At 36.1% G+C, this 15,444-nt stretch carries 18 protein-coding genes; 13 read left to right on the top strand and 5 right to left on the bottom strand.

Annotated features, from left to right (window positions below):
- Positions 1-18 precede the first annotated feature (18 nt).
- From D0S48_RS06275 to D0S48_RS06255, 5 genes are all read left to right on the top strand, one after another.
- Entirely contained in the window at positions 19-1,371 is a 1,353-nt protein-coding gene (locus D0S48_RS06275; RefSeq protein ID WP_151110669.1) for a dihydrolipoamide acetyltransferase family protein, read from the top strand.
- A 3-nt stretch (positions 1,372-1,374) separates the two neighbouring features.
- Positions 1,375-2,787 carry a dihydrolipoyl dehydrogenase gene (gene lpdA, locus D0S48_RS06270; protein ID WP_144537904.1) on the top strand — a complete coding sequence of 471 codons (1,413 nt, stop codon included), beginning with the start codon at positions 1,375-1,377 and terminating at the stop codon, positions 2,785-2,787.
- Between the two features lie 78 nt (positions 2,788-2,865).
- Entirely contained in the window at positions 2,866-3,699 is an 834-nt protein-coding gene (locus D0S48_RS06265; RefSeq protein WP_151110667.1) for a polysaccharide deacetylase family protein, read from the top strand.
- 133 nt (positions 3,700-3,832) lie between these two features.
- Complete coding sequence (locus tag D0S48_RS06260) at positions 3,833-4,216, top strand: CidA/LrgA family protein (RefSeq protein ID WP_144537906.1); 384 nt, start codon at positions 3,833-3,835, stop codon at positions 4,214-4,216.
- Positions 4,213-4,890, top strand: coding sequence for an LrgB family protein (locus D0S48_RS06255; RefSeq protein ID WP_144537907.1), 678 nt, complete (start codon positions 4,213-4,215; stop codon positions 4,888-4,890). Before D0S48_RS06260 ends, D0S48_RS06255 begins: the two co-directional genes overlap by 4 nt.
- Before the next feature lie 75 nt (positions 4,891-4,965).
- Here D0S48_RS06255 and D0S48_RS06250 read toward each other — a convergent pair whose 3' ends face one another.
- Positions 4,966-6,435, bottom strand: coding sequence for an aminotransferase class I/II-fold pyridoxal phosphate-dependent enzyme (locus tag D0S48_RS06250; RefSeq protein WP_144537908.1), 1,470 nt, complete (start codon positions 6,433-6,435; stop codon positions 4,966-4,968).
- Between the two features lie 484 nt (positions 6,436-6,919).
- On the opposite strand from D0S48_RS06250, the gene D0S48_RS06245 reads away from it, so the two are divergent.
- Both D0S48_RS06245 and D0S48_RS06240 read left to right on the top strand, forming a co-directional pair.
- Positions 6,920-7,879 carry an NAD(P)H-dependent flavin oxidoreductase gene (locus D0S48_RS06245; RefSeq protein ID WP_144537909.1) on the top strand — a complete coding sequence of 320 codons (960 nt, stop codon included), beginning with the start codon at positions 6,920-6,922 and terminating at the stop codon, positions 7,877-7,879.
- Between the two features lie 11 nt (positions 7,880-7,890).
- Positions 7,891-8,160: a UPF0223 family protein gene (locus D0S48_RS06240; RefSeq protein ID WP_144537910.1), complete on the top strand. Its 270-nt coding sequence runs from the start codon at positions 7,891-7,893 to the stop codon at positions 8,158-8,160.
- A 33-nt stretch (positions 8,161-8,193) separates the two neighbouring features.
- Here the strand turns inward: D0S48_RS06240 and D0S48_RS06235 are convergent, their stop codons facing one another.
- A complete protein-coding gene (locus D0S48_RS06235; protein ID WP_151110665.1) occupies positions 8,194-8,823 on the bottom strand; it encodes a YktB family protein in 630 nt (209 codons plus the stop codon).
- A 149-nt stretch (positions 8,824-8,972) separates the two neighbouring features.
- Here D0S48_RS06235 and D0S48_RS06230 point away from each other — a divergent pair, with 149 nt between their 5' ends.
- Positions 8,973-9,170: a hypothetical protein gene (locus tag D0S48_RS06230; protein WP_144537912.1), complete on the top strand. Its 198-nt coding sequence runs from the start codon at positions 8,973-8,975 to the stop codon at positions 9,168-9,170.
- Between the two features lie 155 nt (positions 9,171-9,325).
- Positions 9,326-10,117: an inositol monophosphatase family protein gene (locus D0S48_RS06225; RefSeq protein ID WP_151110663.1), complete on the top strand. Its 792-nt coding sequence runs from the start codon at positions 9,326-9,328 to the stop codon at positions 10,115-10,117.
- 318 nt (positions 10,118-10,435) lie between these two features.
- Here the strand turns inward: D0S48_RS06225 and D0S48_RS06220 are convergent, their stop codons facing one another.
- Positions 10,436-10,624: a YlaF family protein gene (locus tag D0S48_RS06220; RefSeq protein ID WP_144537914.1), complete on the bottom strand. Its 189-nt coding sequence runs from the start codon at positions 10,622-10,624 to the stop codon at positions 10,436-10,438.
- 103 nt (positions 10,625-10,727) lie between these two features.
- Between D0S48_RS06220 and typA the strand changes: the two genes are divergently transcribed.
- Together typA and D0S48_RS06210 are read left to right on the top strand one after the other, a co-directional pair.
- Positions 10,728-12,575 carry a translational GTPase TypA gene (gene typA / locus D0S48_RS06215; RefSeq protein WP_144537915.1) on the top strand — a complete coding sequence of 616 codons (1,848 nt, stop codon included), beginning with the start codon at positions 10,728-10,730 and terminating at the stop codon, positions 12,573-12,575.
- 21 nt (positions 12,576-12,596) lie between these two features.
- Positions 12,597-12,920, top strand: a complete 324-nt coding sequence (locus D0S48_RS06210; protein ID WP_225321702.1) for a YlaH-like family protein — start codon at positions 12,597-12,599, stop codon at positions 12,918-12,920.
- Between the two features lie 107 nt (positions 12,921-13,027).
- On the opposite strand, the gene D0S48_RS06205 is transcribed toward D0S48_RS06210, so the two are convergent.
- Together D0S48_RS06205 and D0S48_RS06200 are read right to left on the bottom strand one after the other, a co-directional pair.
- A complete protein-coding gene (locus D0S48_RS06205; protein WP_144537916.1) occupies positions 13,028-13,231 on the bottom strand; it encodes a YlaI family protein in 204 nt (67 codons plus the stop codon).
- A 12-nt stretch (positions 13,232-13,243) separates the two neighbouring features.
- Positions 13,244-13,741 carry a peptidyl-prolyl cis-trans isomerase gene (locus D0S48_RS06200; RefSeq protein WP_144537917.1) on the bottom strand — a complete coding sequence of 166 codons (498 nt, stop codon included), beginning with the start codon at positions 13,739-13,741 and terminating at the stop codon, positions 13,244-13,246.
- Positions 13,742-13,918: 177 nt separating this feature from the next.
- Between D0S48_RS06200 and D0S48_RS06195 the strand changes: the two genes are divergently transcribed.
- Positions 13,919-14,200 carry an Fpa/YlaN family protein gene (locus D0S48_RS06195; protein ID WP_144537918.1) on the top strand — a complete coding sequence of 94 codons (282 nt, stop codon included), beginning with the start codon at positions 13,919-13,921 and terminating at the stop codon, positions 14,198-14,200.
- Positions 14,201-14,263: 63 nt separating this feature from the next.
- On the top strand, positions 14,264-15,430 hold the full coding sequence (locus tag D0S48_RS06190; RefSeq protein WP_144537919.1) for an FtsW/RodA/SpoVE family cell cycle protein: 1,167 nt from the start codon (positions 14,264-14,266) through the stop codon (positions 15,428-15,430).
- Positions 15,431-15,444 lie beyond the last annotated feature (14 nt).

Genomic DNA, 15,444 nt, shown 5'->3' with positions numbered 1-15,444 from the left:
ATAGAAAGGGTGAGCACTTTGGCATTTGAATTCCGCCTACCGGATATTGGAGAAGGTATACATGAAGGAGAAATCGTTAAATGGTTTGTTAAAGCCGGTGACGAAATAGACGAAGATGATATTCTTTGTGAGGTACAAAATGATAAAGCTGTAGTTGAAATTCCTTCGCCTGTTAAAGGAAAAGTAACAGAGGTATTGGTTAGTGAAGGAACTGTTGCGGTAGTTGGTGACGTACTTGTCAAATTAGACGCACCTGGTTATGAGGATCTTCAATTTAAGGGAGATCACGGCGAAGAAAAAACAGAGGCGCAAGTTCAATCTACTCTAGAGAACGGCCAGGAGGTTGAAAAAGAACCAGTTAGTGCTTCTAAAAATCAGCAACCAGCTACAAAAACAGAAGTGAAAGAAACTTCTCAAGAAGTGAAGCCTGAGCCAAAAGGTGATACTCGTGTAATTGCAATGCCTTCAGTTCGAAAATTTGCTCGTGAAAACGAGGTAAATATTGCAGACGTTAATGGCACAGGAAAAAATGGTCGTATATTAAAAGAAGACATCGAAACATTCTTATCTGGAGACCAAAAAGTAGAAGATACATCTACTGCTGTAGCTGAAGAAAAAGAAAAAGTACAAGAAACGAAAGCTTCTGCTCCAGTTAATTTAGAAGGAGAGTTCCCTGAAACTCGCGAAAAGCTATCTCCAATGCGTAAAGCTATAGCGAAAGCAATGGTCAATTCTAAGCATACTGCTCCACATGTTACTCTAATGGATGAAGTTGACGTGACTGAGCTAGTTGCACATCGCAAGAAGTTTAAAGAAATTGCTGCAGAAAAAAATATCAAGTTAACTTATTTACCTTACGTTGTTAAAGCACTTGTAAGTACGTTACGTGAATTCCCTGCATTGAACACTTCTTATGATGACGAGTCAAACGAAGTAATTCAAAAGCATTACTACAATATAGGAATCGCAGCAGACACGGACAAAGGTTTATTAGTTCCTGTTATTAAAAATGCAGATCGTAAGTCTGTATTTGCAATTTCGGATGAAATTAACTCTTTAGCAACAAAAGCTCGTGATGGTAAGTTATCTCCAGCTGAAATGAAGGGAGCTTCATGTTCGATTTCAAATATTGGCTCTGCTGGAGGGCAATGGTTTACACCTGTTATCAACCATCCAGAAGTAGCAATTCTCGGAATTGGTCGAATTTCAGAAAAACCTGTAATAAAAAATAGTGAAATTGTAGCTGCTCCTGTGTTAGCATTATCATTGAGCTTTGATCATCGCATGATCGATGGTGCGACTGCCCAACATGCGTTGAACCATATAAAACGTTTATTAAGCAGTCCAGAATTATTATTAATGGAGGCGTAAAAAATGGTAGTAGGAGATTTCCCGATTGAAACAGACACTTTAGTAATAGGTTCAGGCCCTGGAGGTTATGTAGCTGCAATTCGTGCTGCACAAACTGGTCAAAAGGTATTAGTTGTAGAAAAAGAACATATCGGTGGAGTTTGCTTAAACGTTGGATGTATTCCTTCTAAAGCACTTATTTCAGTTGGTCACCGTTTCGAACAAGCTAAACATTCAGATGATATGGGTATTACAGCGAGTGATGTTAAAATAGACTTTTCTAAAGCACAAGCTTTCAAAGAAAGCGTTGTTAAAAAATTAACAAGTGGTGTTTCAGGTCTGTTAAAAGGAAATAACATTGAAGTGGTTTCTGGTGAAGCATACTTCGTAGATGCTAACACAGTTCGTGTAATGGATGAAAAATCTGCACAAACTTATACTTTTAAGCATGCGATTATAGCAACTGGATCTCGACCAGTTGAAATACCTACATTTAAATATACAAAACGCGTTATAAATTCGACTGGCGCTTTAAATCTTCAAGAAGTACCTGAAAAACTAGTAGTGATCGGTGGAGGTTATATTGGTACTGAGTTAGGCTCTGCTTATGCTAACCTTGGTTCTCAAGTAACAATTATCGAAGGCGGAGATGATATCTTAGCTGGATTTGAAAAACAAATGACTACAATTGTTAAAAAAGGCTTGAAGAAAAAAGGTGTGGACATCGTAGTAAAAGCTTCTGCAAAAGGTGTCGAAGAATCAGATACTGGTGTAGTAGTAAGCTATGAGGTTGGTGGCGAAGAGAAAAAAGTTGAGGCTGACTATGTATTAGTAACTGTTGGTCGTCGCCCGAATACTGATGAAATTGGTTTAGAAGAACTTGGTATTAAATTCGCAGAACGCGGATTAATCGAAGTAGATAAGCAATGTCGCACAAGCATTAGCAATATCTTTGCTATTGGTGATGTTGTAGCTGGCCCTCAGCTTGCTCACAAAGCTTCTTACGAAGGTAAAGTAGCAGCTGAAGCAATTGCTGGTCAATCATCTGTAGTTGATTATCTTGCAATTCCAGCTGTATGCTTCACTGATCCAGAACTTGCTACTGTTGGTTTATCTGAAGCTCAAGCGAAAGAACAAGGATTTGATGTAGCAGCTGGTAAGTTCCCATTCGGAGCTAACGGTCGTGCACTTGCACTTAACGCTACAGAAGGCTTTGTAAAACTAGTCTCTCGTAAAGAGGACGGATTATTGCTTGGAGCACAAATCGTTGGTCAGGGAGCTTCTGACATGATTGCTGAACTAGGCTTAGCAATTGAAGCTGGAATGACTGTAGAGGATATTGCTATGACTATTCATGCACATCCAACACTTGGAGAAATTGCAATGGAAGCTGCTGAAGTAGTAATGGGTCACCCTATTCATATTCTTTCTAAATAATCAAGTAGGACCAAAAAACCGTGTAGAATTACTCTACACGGTTTTCCTTATGCCTGTTAGAATGGAAATAGAAGGGATATGGTGATTAAATTGAAACTTACAACTTGGTTATTACCCGCAGCAATATTACTATTACTCTCCGGATGCTCTGAAGAGGAGACAGAGGTTGAAAAAGAGGTTGGCGACAGAATAGAAGTTACCCAACAACCAGAATTAGAAGAGGAAACGGAAGAAGTTGAATCAGCAGAAGAAGTAGTAGTAGAAGAACCTGTTACTGAAATACAATATGAAATTAATGAAGCCAATTGGACAATAAAACCAATTGGAGATGCAAATCCTAAGGCGGTCCTTTTAACTATTGATGATGCACCTGATAAATATGCTTTAGAAATGGCGAAGGTATTAAAAGAGCTTGACGCTCCTGCAATCTTTTTTGTGAATGGTCATTTCATAGATTCAGAGGAAGAAAAAGCTAACTTAAAGGAAATCTTTGATTTAGGATTTGAGATAGGAAACCATACACAAACTCATGCAAACCTTAAAAATAGTTCAGAAGAACAACAGCAAGAGGAAATATTAAACGTAAATGAGACTGTAGAATCAGTGATTGGAGAGAAACCTAAATTCTTCCGAGCACCTTTTGGAGTTAATACTGATTTTAGTAAATCTCTAGTAGAACAAGAAGGTATGGTCTTGATGAATTGGACATACGGTTACGATTGGGAAAAGCAATATATGGAGGCTACTAGTTTAGCAGATATAATGGTTAATACAGAGTACTTAGTTGATGGTGCAAATTTATTAATGCATGACCGTGAATGGACTTTAGCAGCTTTACCTCAAATTGTAGAAGGATTACGTGCAAAAGGGTACGAGTTGATTGATCCACATGCCATTAAAGTAAAAGAATAATTTCTTTCACCTCTGTTTGTTTAACAGAGGTGTTTTTCTTTACATAGACATACTAAAAGAGAAGGCGTAAAATAATTTCTATTATCGTTTAGTGGAGGTGAAACTTTAAAAGATTTAAACTTTTAAAGTGTATATGGAAAAAATCACAAAAATAATTCAAATAATCTTTCAAGTTATTATTCTATATTTATTCTTTCTACTTGGATCTTTTACTGTGGGATTGCTGCCATTTTCGTTCCCAGGTAGTATTGCTGGATTGTTGATACTACTTGCATGTCTCCTACTAAAAATAGTTCCAGTTAATTATATAAAAGATGGAGCAGGTTTTTTACTTGCCTTTCTTGCGTTATTATTTGTTCCTGCAACTGTTGGAATTATGGATTATCCTCAATTATTTTCAGTCACAGGAGTATTGATTGTTCTTGCACTAATCATCAGTACCATGGTCACTATTGTATTGACAGGTAAAATATGTCAATATATTGAAGGCAAAATGATAAAGGAGGATGTTAAATGATTGCTATAGGAATGATTATAGCGACAATTCTCATTTTTATCGGAATGACCTTTGTCTATAGAAGATTTACGTATCCTTTGTTGCTACCAATATTAACTACTACTATTGTTTTGGTAGTTATCTTAAGTTTATCTGGAGTTTCATATGATACATATATGTCGGGAGCTAAGTGGATTGATGGTATGCTAGGCCCTGCAGTAGTTGGGATGGCCTATCCTTTATATACACAACGAGAAAAAATCATAAAAAACAAAGTTCCAATTATATTAGGCGTTACAGTAGCAATGCTTTCAGGACTTATTAGTATTGCTATCTTATCTAAACTAATGTCCTTTGAGGATTTTCTTCAAAGATCCTTATTACCAAAGTCCATTACGTCTCCGATTGCTATGCCAATCAGTGAATCAATTGGAGGAATCCCTGCTTTGACAGCGGTTTTTGTCATTTTAGCTGGTTTAATAGGAGCATTAACAGGATCTTTTCTATTTAAATTATGTAGGATAGATACCGCAATTGGTAGAGGAATCTCTGTAGGAAGTGCATCCCATGGAATAGGCTTATCTAAGCTGGCAGAATACGGGGAAGAAACGATGACTATGGGATCGGTAGCGATGACTCTTAGCGCTATATTAGGAGCCTTTATATGTCCGATATTTGCGCTTATAATTTTTTAATGAGAGTAAAATTATTTTGTATTAAATAAAACAGTCATTTGACAGTAGTCAAATGGCTGTTTTAGATTAGTGTGTTCAAATAATTGCTTGATGCTCTTTAATCACATGAATCATTTCTAAAGTGTCGTCCTCTGGACCTTGAACTGGCAATCCAGCCTTTAAATTCATTTGAATATAGTCAATGTTCCCAGGTGTGATTATTTCCCCGGGAATAAAAATTGGAATCCCAGGAGGGTAAACCATTACGAATTCTGCAGAAATCCTACCACTTGCCTCTAATAATGGGATAGATTCAGTTTCTGCGTAGAAAGCATCACGAGGAGACATTGCTAGTCCAGGAATATCAGGCAGGGTTACAGATGACTCTACTATGGTTGCTTCAGATTCATGGGCAACCACCATACGCGATAAAGCATTAACAAGCATATCTGTTTCTTTTTTCGTATCCCCAAGAGTAATGAGGCATAGAATATTATATAAATCTGAGAGTTCTACTTCGATATTTGCTTTTTCTCGGAGCCAAATTTCTGCTTCAAATCCTGTGATTCCTAAATTTTTCACGCTAATAAGAAGCTTAGTTGGATCAATATCATAAGTAGCTGAGCTTTGTAATATTTCTCTGCCAACGCAATGAATATGCTCAATTTCATTTATTCGTCTACGAGTTTCCTCGGCAATTGTTATTGCTTCACCTATTAAATCCTCACCATGTATAGCTAATTGTCTTCTAGCCGTATCCAATGATGCTAAAAGAGGATAGGATGTAGAAGTTGTTGTAAGCATGGAAAGAATGGATTGCACCCTTTTAGCTGATACTAAGCCTTCTCTTACATTAAGGACCGAGCTTTGTGTCATAGATCCGCCTAGTTTGTGTACAGACGTAGCAGCCATATCAGCACCTGCAGCCATAGCTGAAATTGGAAGGTCGTCATGGAAGTGGATATGTACTCCGTGAGCTTCATCAACTACTACAGGAATACCTTTTTCATGTGATATATCTACGATTCTCTTTAAATCAGCAGCTAGTCCAAAATAGGTAGGATTAATTACAAGTAAACCTTTTGCATCCGGATGCGCTTCTATCGCTTTTTCTACGGATTCAACAGATATGCCATGGGAAACACCAAGCTCTTTATCTACCTCAGGGTGTATAAATACAGGTATAGCACCGGCAAATACGATGGCAGACATAATGGATTTATGCACATTTCGTGGAACGAGAATCTTATCTCCAGGTCCACAAATAGTAAGTATCATAGTCATAATAGCTCCGCTCGTTCCTTGAACGGAGAAAAAAGTTTCATCTGCCCCAAAGGCCTCTGCGGCTAAATGTTGAGCTTTTTTTATAGCTCCCTTAGGCGAATGTAAATCATCTAATGGGGCAATGTTTATCAAATCGATTGAAAGTACATTATCTCCAACAAACTCTCGAAATGCAGGGTCCATTCCTTTCCCTTTTTTATGACCAGGAATATGGAATTGAATTGGATGACGATTTCGATGCTTTAATAGCGCATCGAAGATAGGAGTTTCTAATTGTGACAACGCTCATACCACCTCTAATTTAAAATTTTGCGCATGTAAACGATTCTAGTAGTTATAGAGACGTAGATGCTATTTTAAAACAAATGAATTATAGCATTTAAGGAAATTTATTACTACTATAAAAAACATCAAAATTTAGTTAATTGATTCAATTTAATAATTAAATTGAATTGTAAAAAACATGGGCGATAGGAGAAAATTAATAATATATGAATAAAAAATAGCTGATTTGCGCTTTCGGCGGTCACTTTCCGAGGGAGTGGGAGATTAGTCATCCCACAGGTGTCAACAAAGTGTTGGTTTTTAATATGTAAATGAATTATTTAATAACTCAGGTGTAAATTAAATTAATACATTAATACTTTTAGATTAAATCGGAATATCCACCTAAAACAAATATTGGAGATACCCTACTTTAGGATATAGATCAATTGAATCCTTTTTAAAATATCTTTACACTAGTATAAAAGGGGAGGGCTAAGTAATGTCATTTCAAACAAGAGTCACAGATCTATTGGGAATTGAGTATCCAATCGTGCAGGGTGGACTAGCATATCTTGCATACTCAGAGCTTTGTGTGGCAGTATCGGAAGCAGGGGGATTAGGTCAAATAACAGCTATGAGTCTCTCAACACCGGATGAGCTTCGCCAAGAGATTAATAAGGTGAGAGAGCAAACGGAAAAATCTTTTGGAGTAAATTTTGCTATTGGTCAAACAGGCAGACCCTATGAGCATATGCTTCAAATAGCTATTGATGAAAATGTGCCAGTAATTTCCATGACTGGAGGCAATCCGGCACCTATTTTAGAAAAATTGGCAAAGACAGATATTAAAAAGTTGGTGCTGGTTGCTTCAAAGCGTCAAGCCCAAAAAGCTGAACAACTAGGAGCAGATGCAGTAATGGTTGTAGGTCAAGAAGGAGGAGGGCATTTAGGGAGAGATGACGTAGGCACGATGGTTCTTATCCCGCAAGTAGTGGATGCCGTGAATATCCCCGTAATTGCTTCTGGAGGTATCGGTGATGGTAGAGGGTGGATGGCTGCTCATGCTCTGGGCGCAGAAGGAATAGAGATGGGTACTCGTTTTATCGCAACGAGAGAATGCGTCCATGCATCAGAAGCTTATAAAAATGCCATATTAACTAAAGAAGAAACTGACACAGTTGTTATTAAAAAAGAGCTGGGATCACCAGCACGAGCCATTCGAAACGAGTGGACAGAAACCATTCTTTCTATGGAAAAGGAAAATCCATCATATGAGCATTTGAAGCAACATATTAGTGGAGAAGCGAACAAACAATTTATTTATAAGGGATTAGAGGACCAGGGTTTTGCATGGGCAGGCCAGGTCATAGGTATGATTCATGACATCCCAACTACTAAAGAGTTAATCGATCGTATGGTAGTTGAGGCAATGGACATTCGTAAAAAATGGAAATTATAGGAGAGTGGAAAATGGAATACACATACCCTTTTTCGTTAGATTGGTCTACAGAAGAAATTGTAGATGTAGTACAGTTTTTTGAAGCAATTGAAAACGCATATGAGAAAGGAATTAAGCGAGAAGATCTTATGAAAAAATATCGTCGCTTTAAAGAAATAGTTCCCTCCATAGCCGAAGAAAAAACTTATTTTCGTGAATTTGAAAAAGAAAGTGGCTATGCAAGCTTTCCAATAATAAAAAAAATGAAAGAACAAGGAAGCGAATCAATTATTAAAGGATAAATTAAATCCCTCCAGAGTGGAGGGATAGCTTTCTTATTTTAAATTAATCATGGTTTTGTAAATGGGAAGAAGTTGTTCAAATGTATTTTCTACTAACTGGAATAACTCTTCCTCTGTTAATTTAACCGCTTGTTCTTTAGGAATGTGACGGCCAACCAAAAATTCACCCTTCTTAACGTCTCTAAGGCGCATTAGAAGCTCTTCAAAATCCTTTGGAGTAATATCCTTTATAGAAGTAGCCTCAGGCTTCATATGATCCCCTGAAACGATAAAATCATTTGGCAGCTTTTTAAATAGACTCTTTTTTCGAAGGAGGCGCTCTGCAATTGCCACTTTATCGGGTGCTTCGTAAATAACTGCTACTATAATAAATAAATGCGTACCCCATAATCCAATTTGGAAGTGTGGCAGCGCCTTATATCCTCTTTTGTAAGGAGCAAATGCAACCCAGCTATCCTTTGGAGGGTTAACAGATCGTCGAGCATGCTTAGCTACATGACTATAATATTCATCTCCTAATACTCCTGAAAAATAAAGGCTATATTGTTTACCTAATTCTTCAAATTTAGGTCGAACATTCTCTATAAGCGCAGTCATTCTATTTTCTAATCCTTCGATTTGAAACACTTCAAAATCTTTATCTTGCCAGAAAGTTTTACTCATATATTAACTCCTTTCAATTTCTATGTTTATTTTAGCGGATTTTTGGGTAAAAATCTTGTAAGTAGTTTTTATTAACACAATTCAATTTATAGCATAATGTAAGATAAAAGTTCCGAATATTACGATAAAATAATGGAGAGGTGTTAACTATGAAACAGGTTGTGCATATTATTCGTAAATATGATATGGAAAAGGAAAAAATTCAAACGCTAAAATTAGAGTTGGATTACCAATTAGCCACTTTATATGATGCAATGCAAGATGGAAATGAAGAAGAGATTAAAGATGCGAAGATGCAATTGTCAGAGCTTCACAAGTCACTGGATGAATTAAATGCGTTTACGTAAATTGAATTCTCCAATAGTGCCATGAAAAAACACCAGCTAATTAAAAAGACAGCCGGTGTTTTTTTCTTTATACTTATACTAGACTGATCATTTGGAAGAAAATATAAAACAGATGAACTAGTTATAACTAGGGAAATATTAAAAGGGGTGCATTTATGAACATACATATGCTAGACAAATATGCAAAATCATTGATTAAACAAGCGGCTATTCAAATAAGAAGTTCATTTTCTGAAGAACTTATCATCGAATCTAAATCAGAAGCGAATGATTTGGTTACTAATATAGACAAAGAAACGGAAAAATTTTTTATTCGACATATAAAAAGTGATTTTCCAGAACATCGTATATTTGGAGAGGAAGGCTTTGGTGACAAGATAGATAATTTGGACGGCTATGTTTGGATGCTAGATCCTATAGATGGGACTACAAACTTTATACACTTCAAGAAAAACTTTGCCATATCCTTAGGTATCTACAAGGACGGTGAAGGAATACTCGGCTACATTTACAATGTAATGGATGATGATTTAATAAGTGCAGCTCAAGGACAGGGTGCGTATTTGAATGATGTGAGAATCCCTATGCTTGAAAAAGCTAGTGTAGAGAAATCCATAATTGGAGTTAACGCAAGCTGGGTTATTCCAAACAAATTTGTCCAACATGATCAAATGATAGAACTAATGCAAACAGCTAGAGGTACTAGATCATTTGGGTCGGCAGCTATTGAGATTGCGTATGTTGCAACTGGAAGACTAGACGCCTATATGTCCATGAGACTCTCACCTTGGGACATAGCTGGTGGTATGGTAGTAGCAAAAGAAGTAGGAGCTATTGTCACTACCTTATCTAACGAACCTATAAATCTGTTAAAACAAAATTCTTTTATAGTTTCTAAACCTAATCTTCATGAACAACTGTTATCAAAATATATTATTTTAAAGTAATATGAAAAACAAACTTATTACGGTTTTGAGAATTTAGAACTAAGCATGAACAATCAACAGTTGCTTTCCACTTTAGATGGAAGTGTTTCGCATGAGAAACGAAAAGCTATCACTAAAGCAAAATAGACCTTATTAACTAAATTATCTTTAAGCTGGTTCTCCGAGTTGTAGCTGGAAGGATAAAATTCATACTAAAAAGAGGCTATTCATGACTTAAGCCATGAACAGCCTCTCAAAGGTTATGCGAATCTAATATAGATTAAGTGCAAGTCTACCTGAAATGAGGAGATGTGGCACTAAAAGTTGCGAATGCTTTAGTTATTCTAATAATCCTTGTTCACGCATTTTCTTTTTCGTTTTAAAGCCAAATCCCATTACAACAAATAACAATACTAAAAACAGTAAAGCCAACGGAATATTACGTAATGCAATTGCAATTCCTATTAAACCCATAGACAACATTGCGCCTAAAGAAAACAATACAAAAACCCATTTTATGTTACCCAAAACAATTACCCCCAAGAAAATAATGAAAAATAATATAACTTTAGTTCCACTTGTGTTATAATAGCACAGTTATGGACATGAAAAAAGAATATGGAGTGGAAATATGACAAAATTACGTCAAGATTTAAGAAACATAGCTATTATAGCACACGTTGACCACGGAAAAACGACATTAGTCGATCAATTATTAAAACAATCTGGAACGTTCCGTTCAAATGAACACGTTGACGAAAGAGCAATGGATTCAAACGACATCGAACGCGAGCGTGGGATTACTATATTAGCAAAAAACACAGCTGTAAATTATCATGACACACGCATTAACATTTTGGATACACCTGGACATGCCGATTTTGGTGGTGAAGTAGAGCGTATCTTAAAAATGGTAGATGGTGTTTTACTAGTAGTAGATGCATATGAAGGTTGTATGCCTCAAACACGTTTTGTATTGAAGAAAGCATTAGAACAAAAATTAACACCTATCGTTGTAGTTAACAAAGTTGATAAAGATTCTGCTCGTCCACTAGAAGTAGTAGATGAAGTTTTAGAACTTTTCATCGAGTTAGGTGCAGATGACGATCAATTAGACTTCCCAGTAGTTTATGCTTCTGGTGTGAACGGAACTGCTTCTTTAGATGCAGACCCTGCAAATCAAGAAGAAGATATGAAGTGTCTATTTGAAAAAATTATCGAATCTATTCCAGCGCCAGTTGACAATTCAGACGAACCTTTACAGTTCCAAGTTGCATTACTGGACTATAATGATTATGTAGGACGTATCGGTATTGGCCGTGTGTTCCGCGGAACAATTGAAGTTGGTCAACAAGTTTCATTGATGAAATTAGATGGCAAAGTTAAAAACTACCGAGTTACAAAATTATTTGGTTTCTTCGGTTTAAAACGTGAAGAAATTCAAACAGCAAAAGCTGGTGATTTAATCGCAGTATCAGGTATGGAAGAGATTAACGTAGGGGAAACAGTTTGTCCTACTGATCATCCTGACGCATTAACACCATTACGTATCGATGAACCAACTTTACAAATGACTTTCTTAACAAACAATTCTCCGTTTGCTGGTCGTGAAGGTAAATGGGTTACATCACGTAAAATTGAAGAACGTCTTCGTTCACAGCTTCAAACAGATGTATCTCTACGAGTAGAAGATACAGATTCACCAGATGCTTGGGTTGTTTCAGGCCGTGGAGAACTACATTTATCTATCTTAATAGAAAATATGCGTCGTGAAGGCTATGAAATTCAAGTTTCTAAACCGGAAGTTATCATTCGTGAAATTGATGGTAGAAAATGTGAACCAGTTGAGCGTGTACAAATTGATGTACCAGAAGATAGCGTAGGTTCTATTATTGAGTCTATGGGAACACGTAAAGGTGAAATGGTAGACATGATTAACAGTGGGAACGGACAAGTTCGTCTGATCTTCATGGTTCCTGCACGTGGATTAATCGGGTATTCAACTGAATTCATGTCATTAACTAAAGGATTCGGAATCATAAACCATACATTTGATAGCTACCAACCAGTAGTTGCAGGTCGTGTTGGTGGACGTCACCAAGGTGTACTTGTTTCTATGGAAACAGGAAAAGCAACAACATATGGTATGATGCAAATTGAAGACCGTGGTACACTATTCGTAGAACCAGGTACTGAAATTTATGAAGGTATGATTGTTGGTGAAAATACTCGTGATGCTGATATCACTGTAAATATCACTAAAATGAAACAAAAAACAAATATCCGTTCAGCAAATAAAGACCAAACTAATGTTATTAAGCGCCCACGTATTTTAACTCTTGAAGAAGCTTTAGAATTCCTAGGCGACGATGAGTATCTAGAAGTAACACCAGAGTCAATTCGCTTACGTAAAAAAATCTTAGAGAAAAGTGAACGTGAACGTGTAACTAAGAAAAAGAAAAGTGCAGATCAGGAATAGGAACTGAAAGGGTGACAAGCCTTGGAGGAACAAGATCTAGTCATTGAAAGAATGTCTTATATAGCTAGGTTTATATATGTAAATATGCCGTCCTTTACTGTGGCAGGCTATGTTTTATTTATCGTAATATTTTTATTGTCAGTGCTAGTGTACAAGCTTGGATTTGCAAAGAAATTAATGTTTAAGCAAAATGTAGTTATCTATATTTTCCTTTTGTTAGGTTGCTTAATGTTGACCTTCTTAGCATTTTTCCTTCCTGTAGTGGAAGCATTGTTAGTTGCTGCATTGATTTTAATTATATACAAAATACGATTAAAGCTAGAAAAAAGAGGCTCGACTACTTAATTAGTCGAGCTTTTTTTATGTTTAAATATAAAGAAGGAATATGATGTGGCATTTAATATTTTGACGACAAAAAAACACTAGAGGCACATTGTGTCTCTAGTGTTTTTTTAAAACTCATTTTCAATTAATCGAGAGCTTTTGTAAAAGATAAACTTACCAGTAGCAAGCCTTTCTTTTGTTTTAACTTCAATGCGGTCGTGGCATTCATCGCACATATACGTATGAATCGGTCGATTTCTTAGTTTTTTTGCTAATGGTAAATCGGTAGAAATTTCATCGATTCGGTCACAAATAACACATTGTACCTTCATAGTCCTTCACTCCTACTCTAATCGAAATGCAGTTACGTTTCTGATCGGGTCGTTTAAGTTAGAGCCATCTTTTTTAATAATGTGGACAGGACCATCTTCTCGCAATGGTTTTCCTTTATGACTAAATTTAACTAGAATATTGTCTACTTCCTCTAATGAAATGGTATGATTACCTTCATTTGTTTCGATGACTAAATTCTTAGCCTCATTTAATGGCTCGGCGTTAAGGATAAATTGTTTAAGCTCTATGCCGTAAGTGTTTGAAAGCATCTTGGTTTTCTCATATTTTTTTTCAGATTTTAAGGTAGGTGGATTTGTTGAACCTTCAATTATTTCTCGAGACCAATGAGCAGATGTTACCTTTGTATATTCTTCATCAGCATCTTTGTATTCATACTTGCCCTCAAAAAACTCATCTAAATCGATTCGGCGATCATCAAAAATCCACACAGTGGGATCAAGCGTTATATTAAATTTAACTGCTCCTGTAATAGGTATAATAAATTCCATGGAAATTGCCTCCTCTTTACTGTCTAATCTATATTAGTATACAGATAAAAGTTAAAGTTAAAAAGAATATTTCCTTATATATGTAATCTATATAAGAGAACACTTGCAATTTTGCTTATCAAAAGATACACTTTAGGGAGGTGAAGAATTAGAAATAATAATAATGGGGGCGTCCTCATGGATACTAATATACAACTTTCTTATCAAGATAAGGCGTTAGAGCTTTTAAAAAAAGATGCAGAAAAAATCGCCCAATTGATAAAAGTGCAAATGGATAACTTAACAATGCCTCAATGCCCTCTTTATGAAGAGGTTTTAGACACGCAAATGTTTGGATTATCTCGCGAAATAGATTTTGCGGTGAAACTTGGACTTCTAGAGAAGAGTGAAGGTAAAGAAATTATAGCTTCTCTTGAAAAAGAATTGTCCAATTTACACGATATCCATACAGAAAAATAAAGTTGAAACTCAAACAATCAGACTGTTTGAGTTTTTTTCTATAAAGAAATTGAGGTACCTATTATGAATATTTATTTTAAACGTTTTTTTAAAAATTTTGATTACCCTTTGTTTTTCGTTTATATTGCCCTATGTTCGTTTGGGCTTGTCATGATCTATAGTGCCAGCATGGTTTGGGCTGTTGAGAGGTACGGTTGGGAGCCGGATCATTTCTTTAACAAGCAAAAAATAAATTTGGCATTGTCCATTCCTGTATTCTTTGTGGCAGCTTTGTTTCCATACAAACATTATAAAAGTAGATTTATGATGCAGTTAATGCTTGGAGTAATGTTTATCCTCCTTATTCTCGTACACATTATTGGGGTTGGGGGAGAGAGTGGCTCTCAAAGCTGGCTTAACCTTGGTTTTGGTAATATACAGCCTTCAGAGATTGCAAAAATAGTAATAGTTTTATATTTTGCAGGAATATTTACAAAAAAATATCAAAATGGAACTTTAGACAAATTGAATGAATCAGTTGGTCCTCCATTAATCGTTTTATTCTTTGTCTTTCTTCTGATCATGCTTGAAACGGATGTTGGTAATACATTGATTATAAGCTTTGTAGCTATTTCAGTTATTGCAGCAAGTGGCATAAAGTTTAAGTCATTTTCTAAAATTATAGGTTTAATAGGAATTCTGTTAACTGTGGCATTAGTGTTTCTCTATTTCTTAAAAGATTCTCTTCTTACGGATCGGAGAAGAGGCAGACTAGAAGCCTTTTTTAACCCTTTTGATTATGAGCAGGGCTTCGGATACCAAATAGTAAACGGCTATATAGCTATCGGGTCTGGAGGTTTGAGTGGTTTAGGATTAGGGAATTCTAATCAAAAATATGGATATTTACCAGAGCCACATACAGATTTTATAATGGCTATAATAGCAGAGGAATTAGGTTTGATAGGTGTCCTCATTGTGTTATGTGGATTGTTCTTTCTGGTATTTAAGGCAATTATGATAAGTATTAAGACTAGAGATCCTCAAGCAAGAATGATAGCTGCTGGGATAGCAAGTATCATCGGTTTTCAAACATTTGTAAATTTGGGTGGAATGCTTGGCATTATCCCACTTACAGGAGTCCCTCTCCCATTCATTAGCTACGGGGGTACTTCAATCATCATTTTATCGGCAGCAATTGGGATACTGATGAATGTGTCAATGTTTGTTAAACTAGAAAAGACTAAAACATAGGGAGTTGGCAATGA

The sequence above is a fragment of the Psychrobacillus sp. AK 1817 genome (assembly GCF_008807035.1).
Lineage (GTDB): Bacteria > Bacillota > Bacilli > Bacillales_A > Planococcaceae > Psychrobacillus > Psychrobacillus faecigallinarum.
This window is presented reverse-complemented; position numbering and strand designations above follow the sequence as displayed.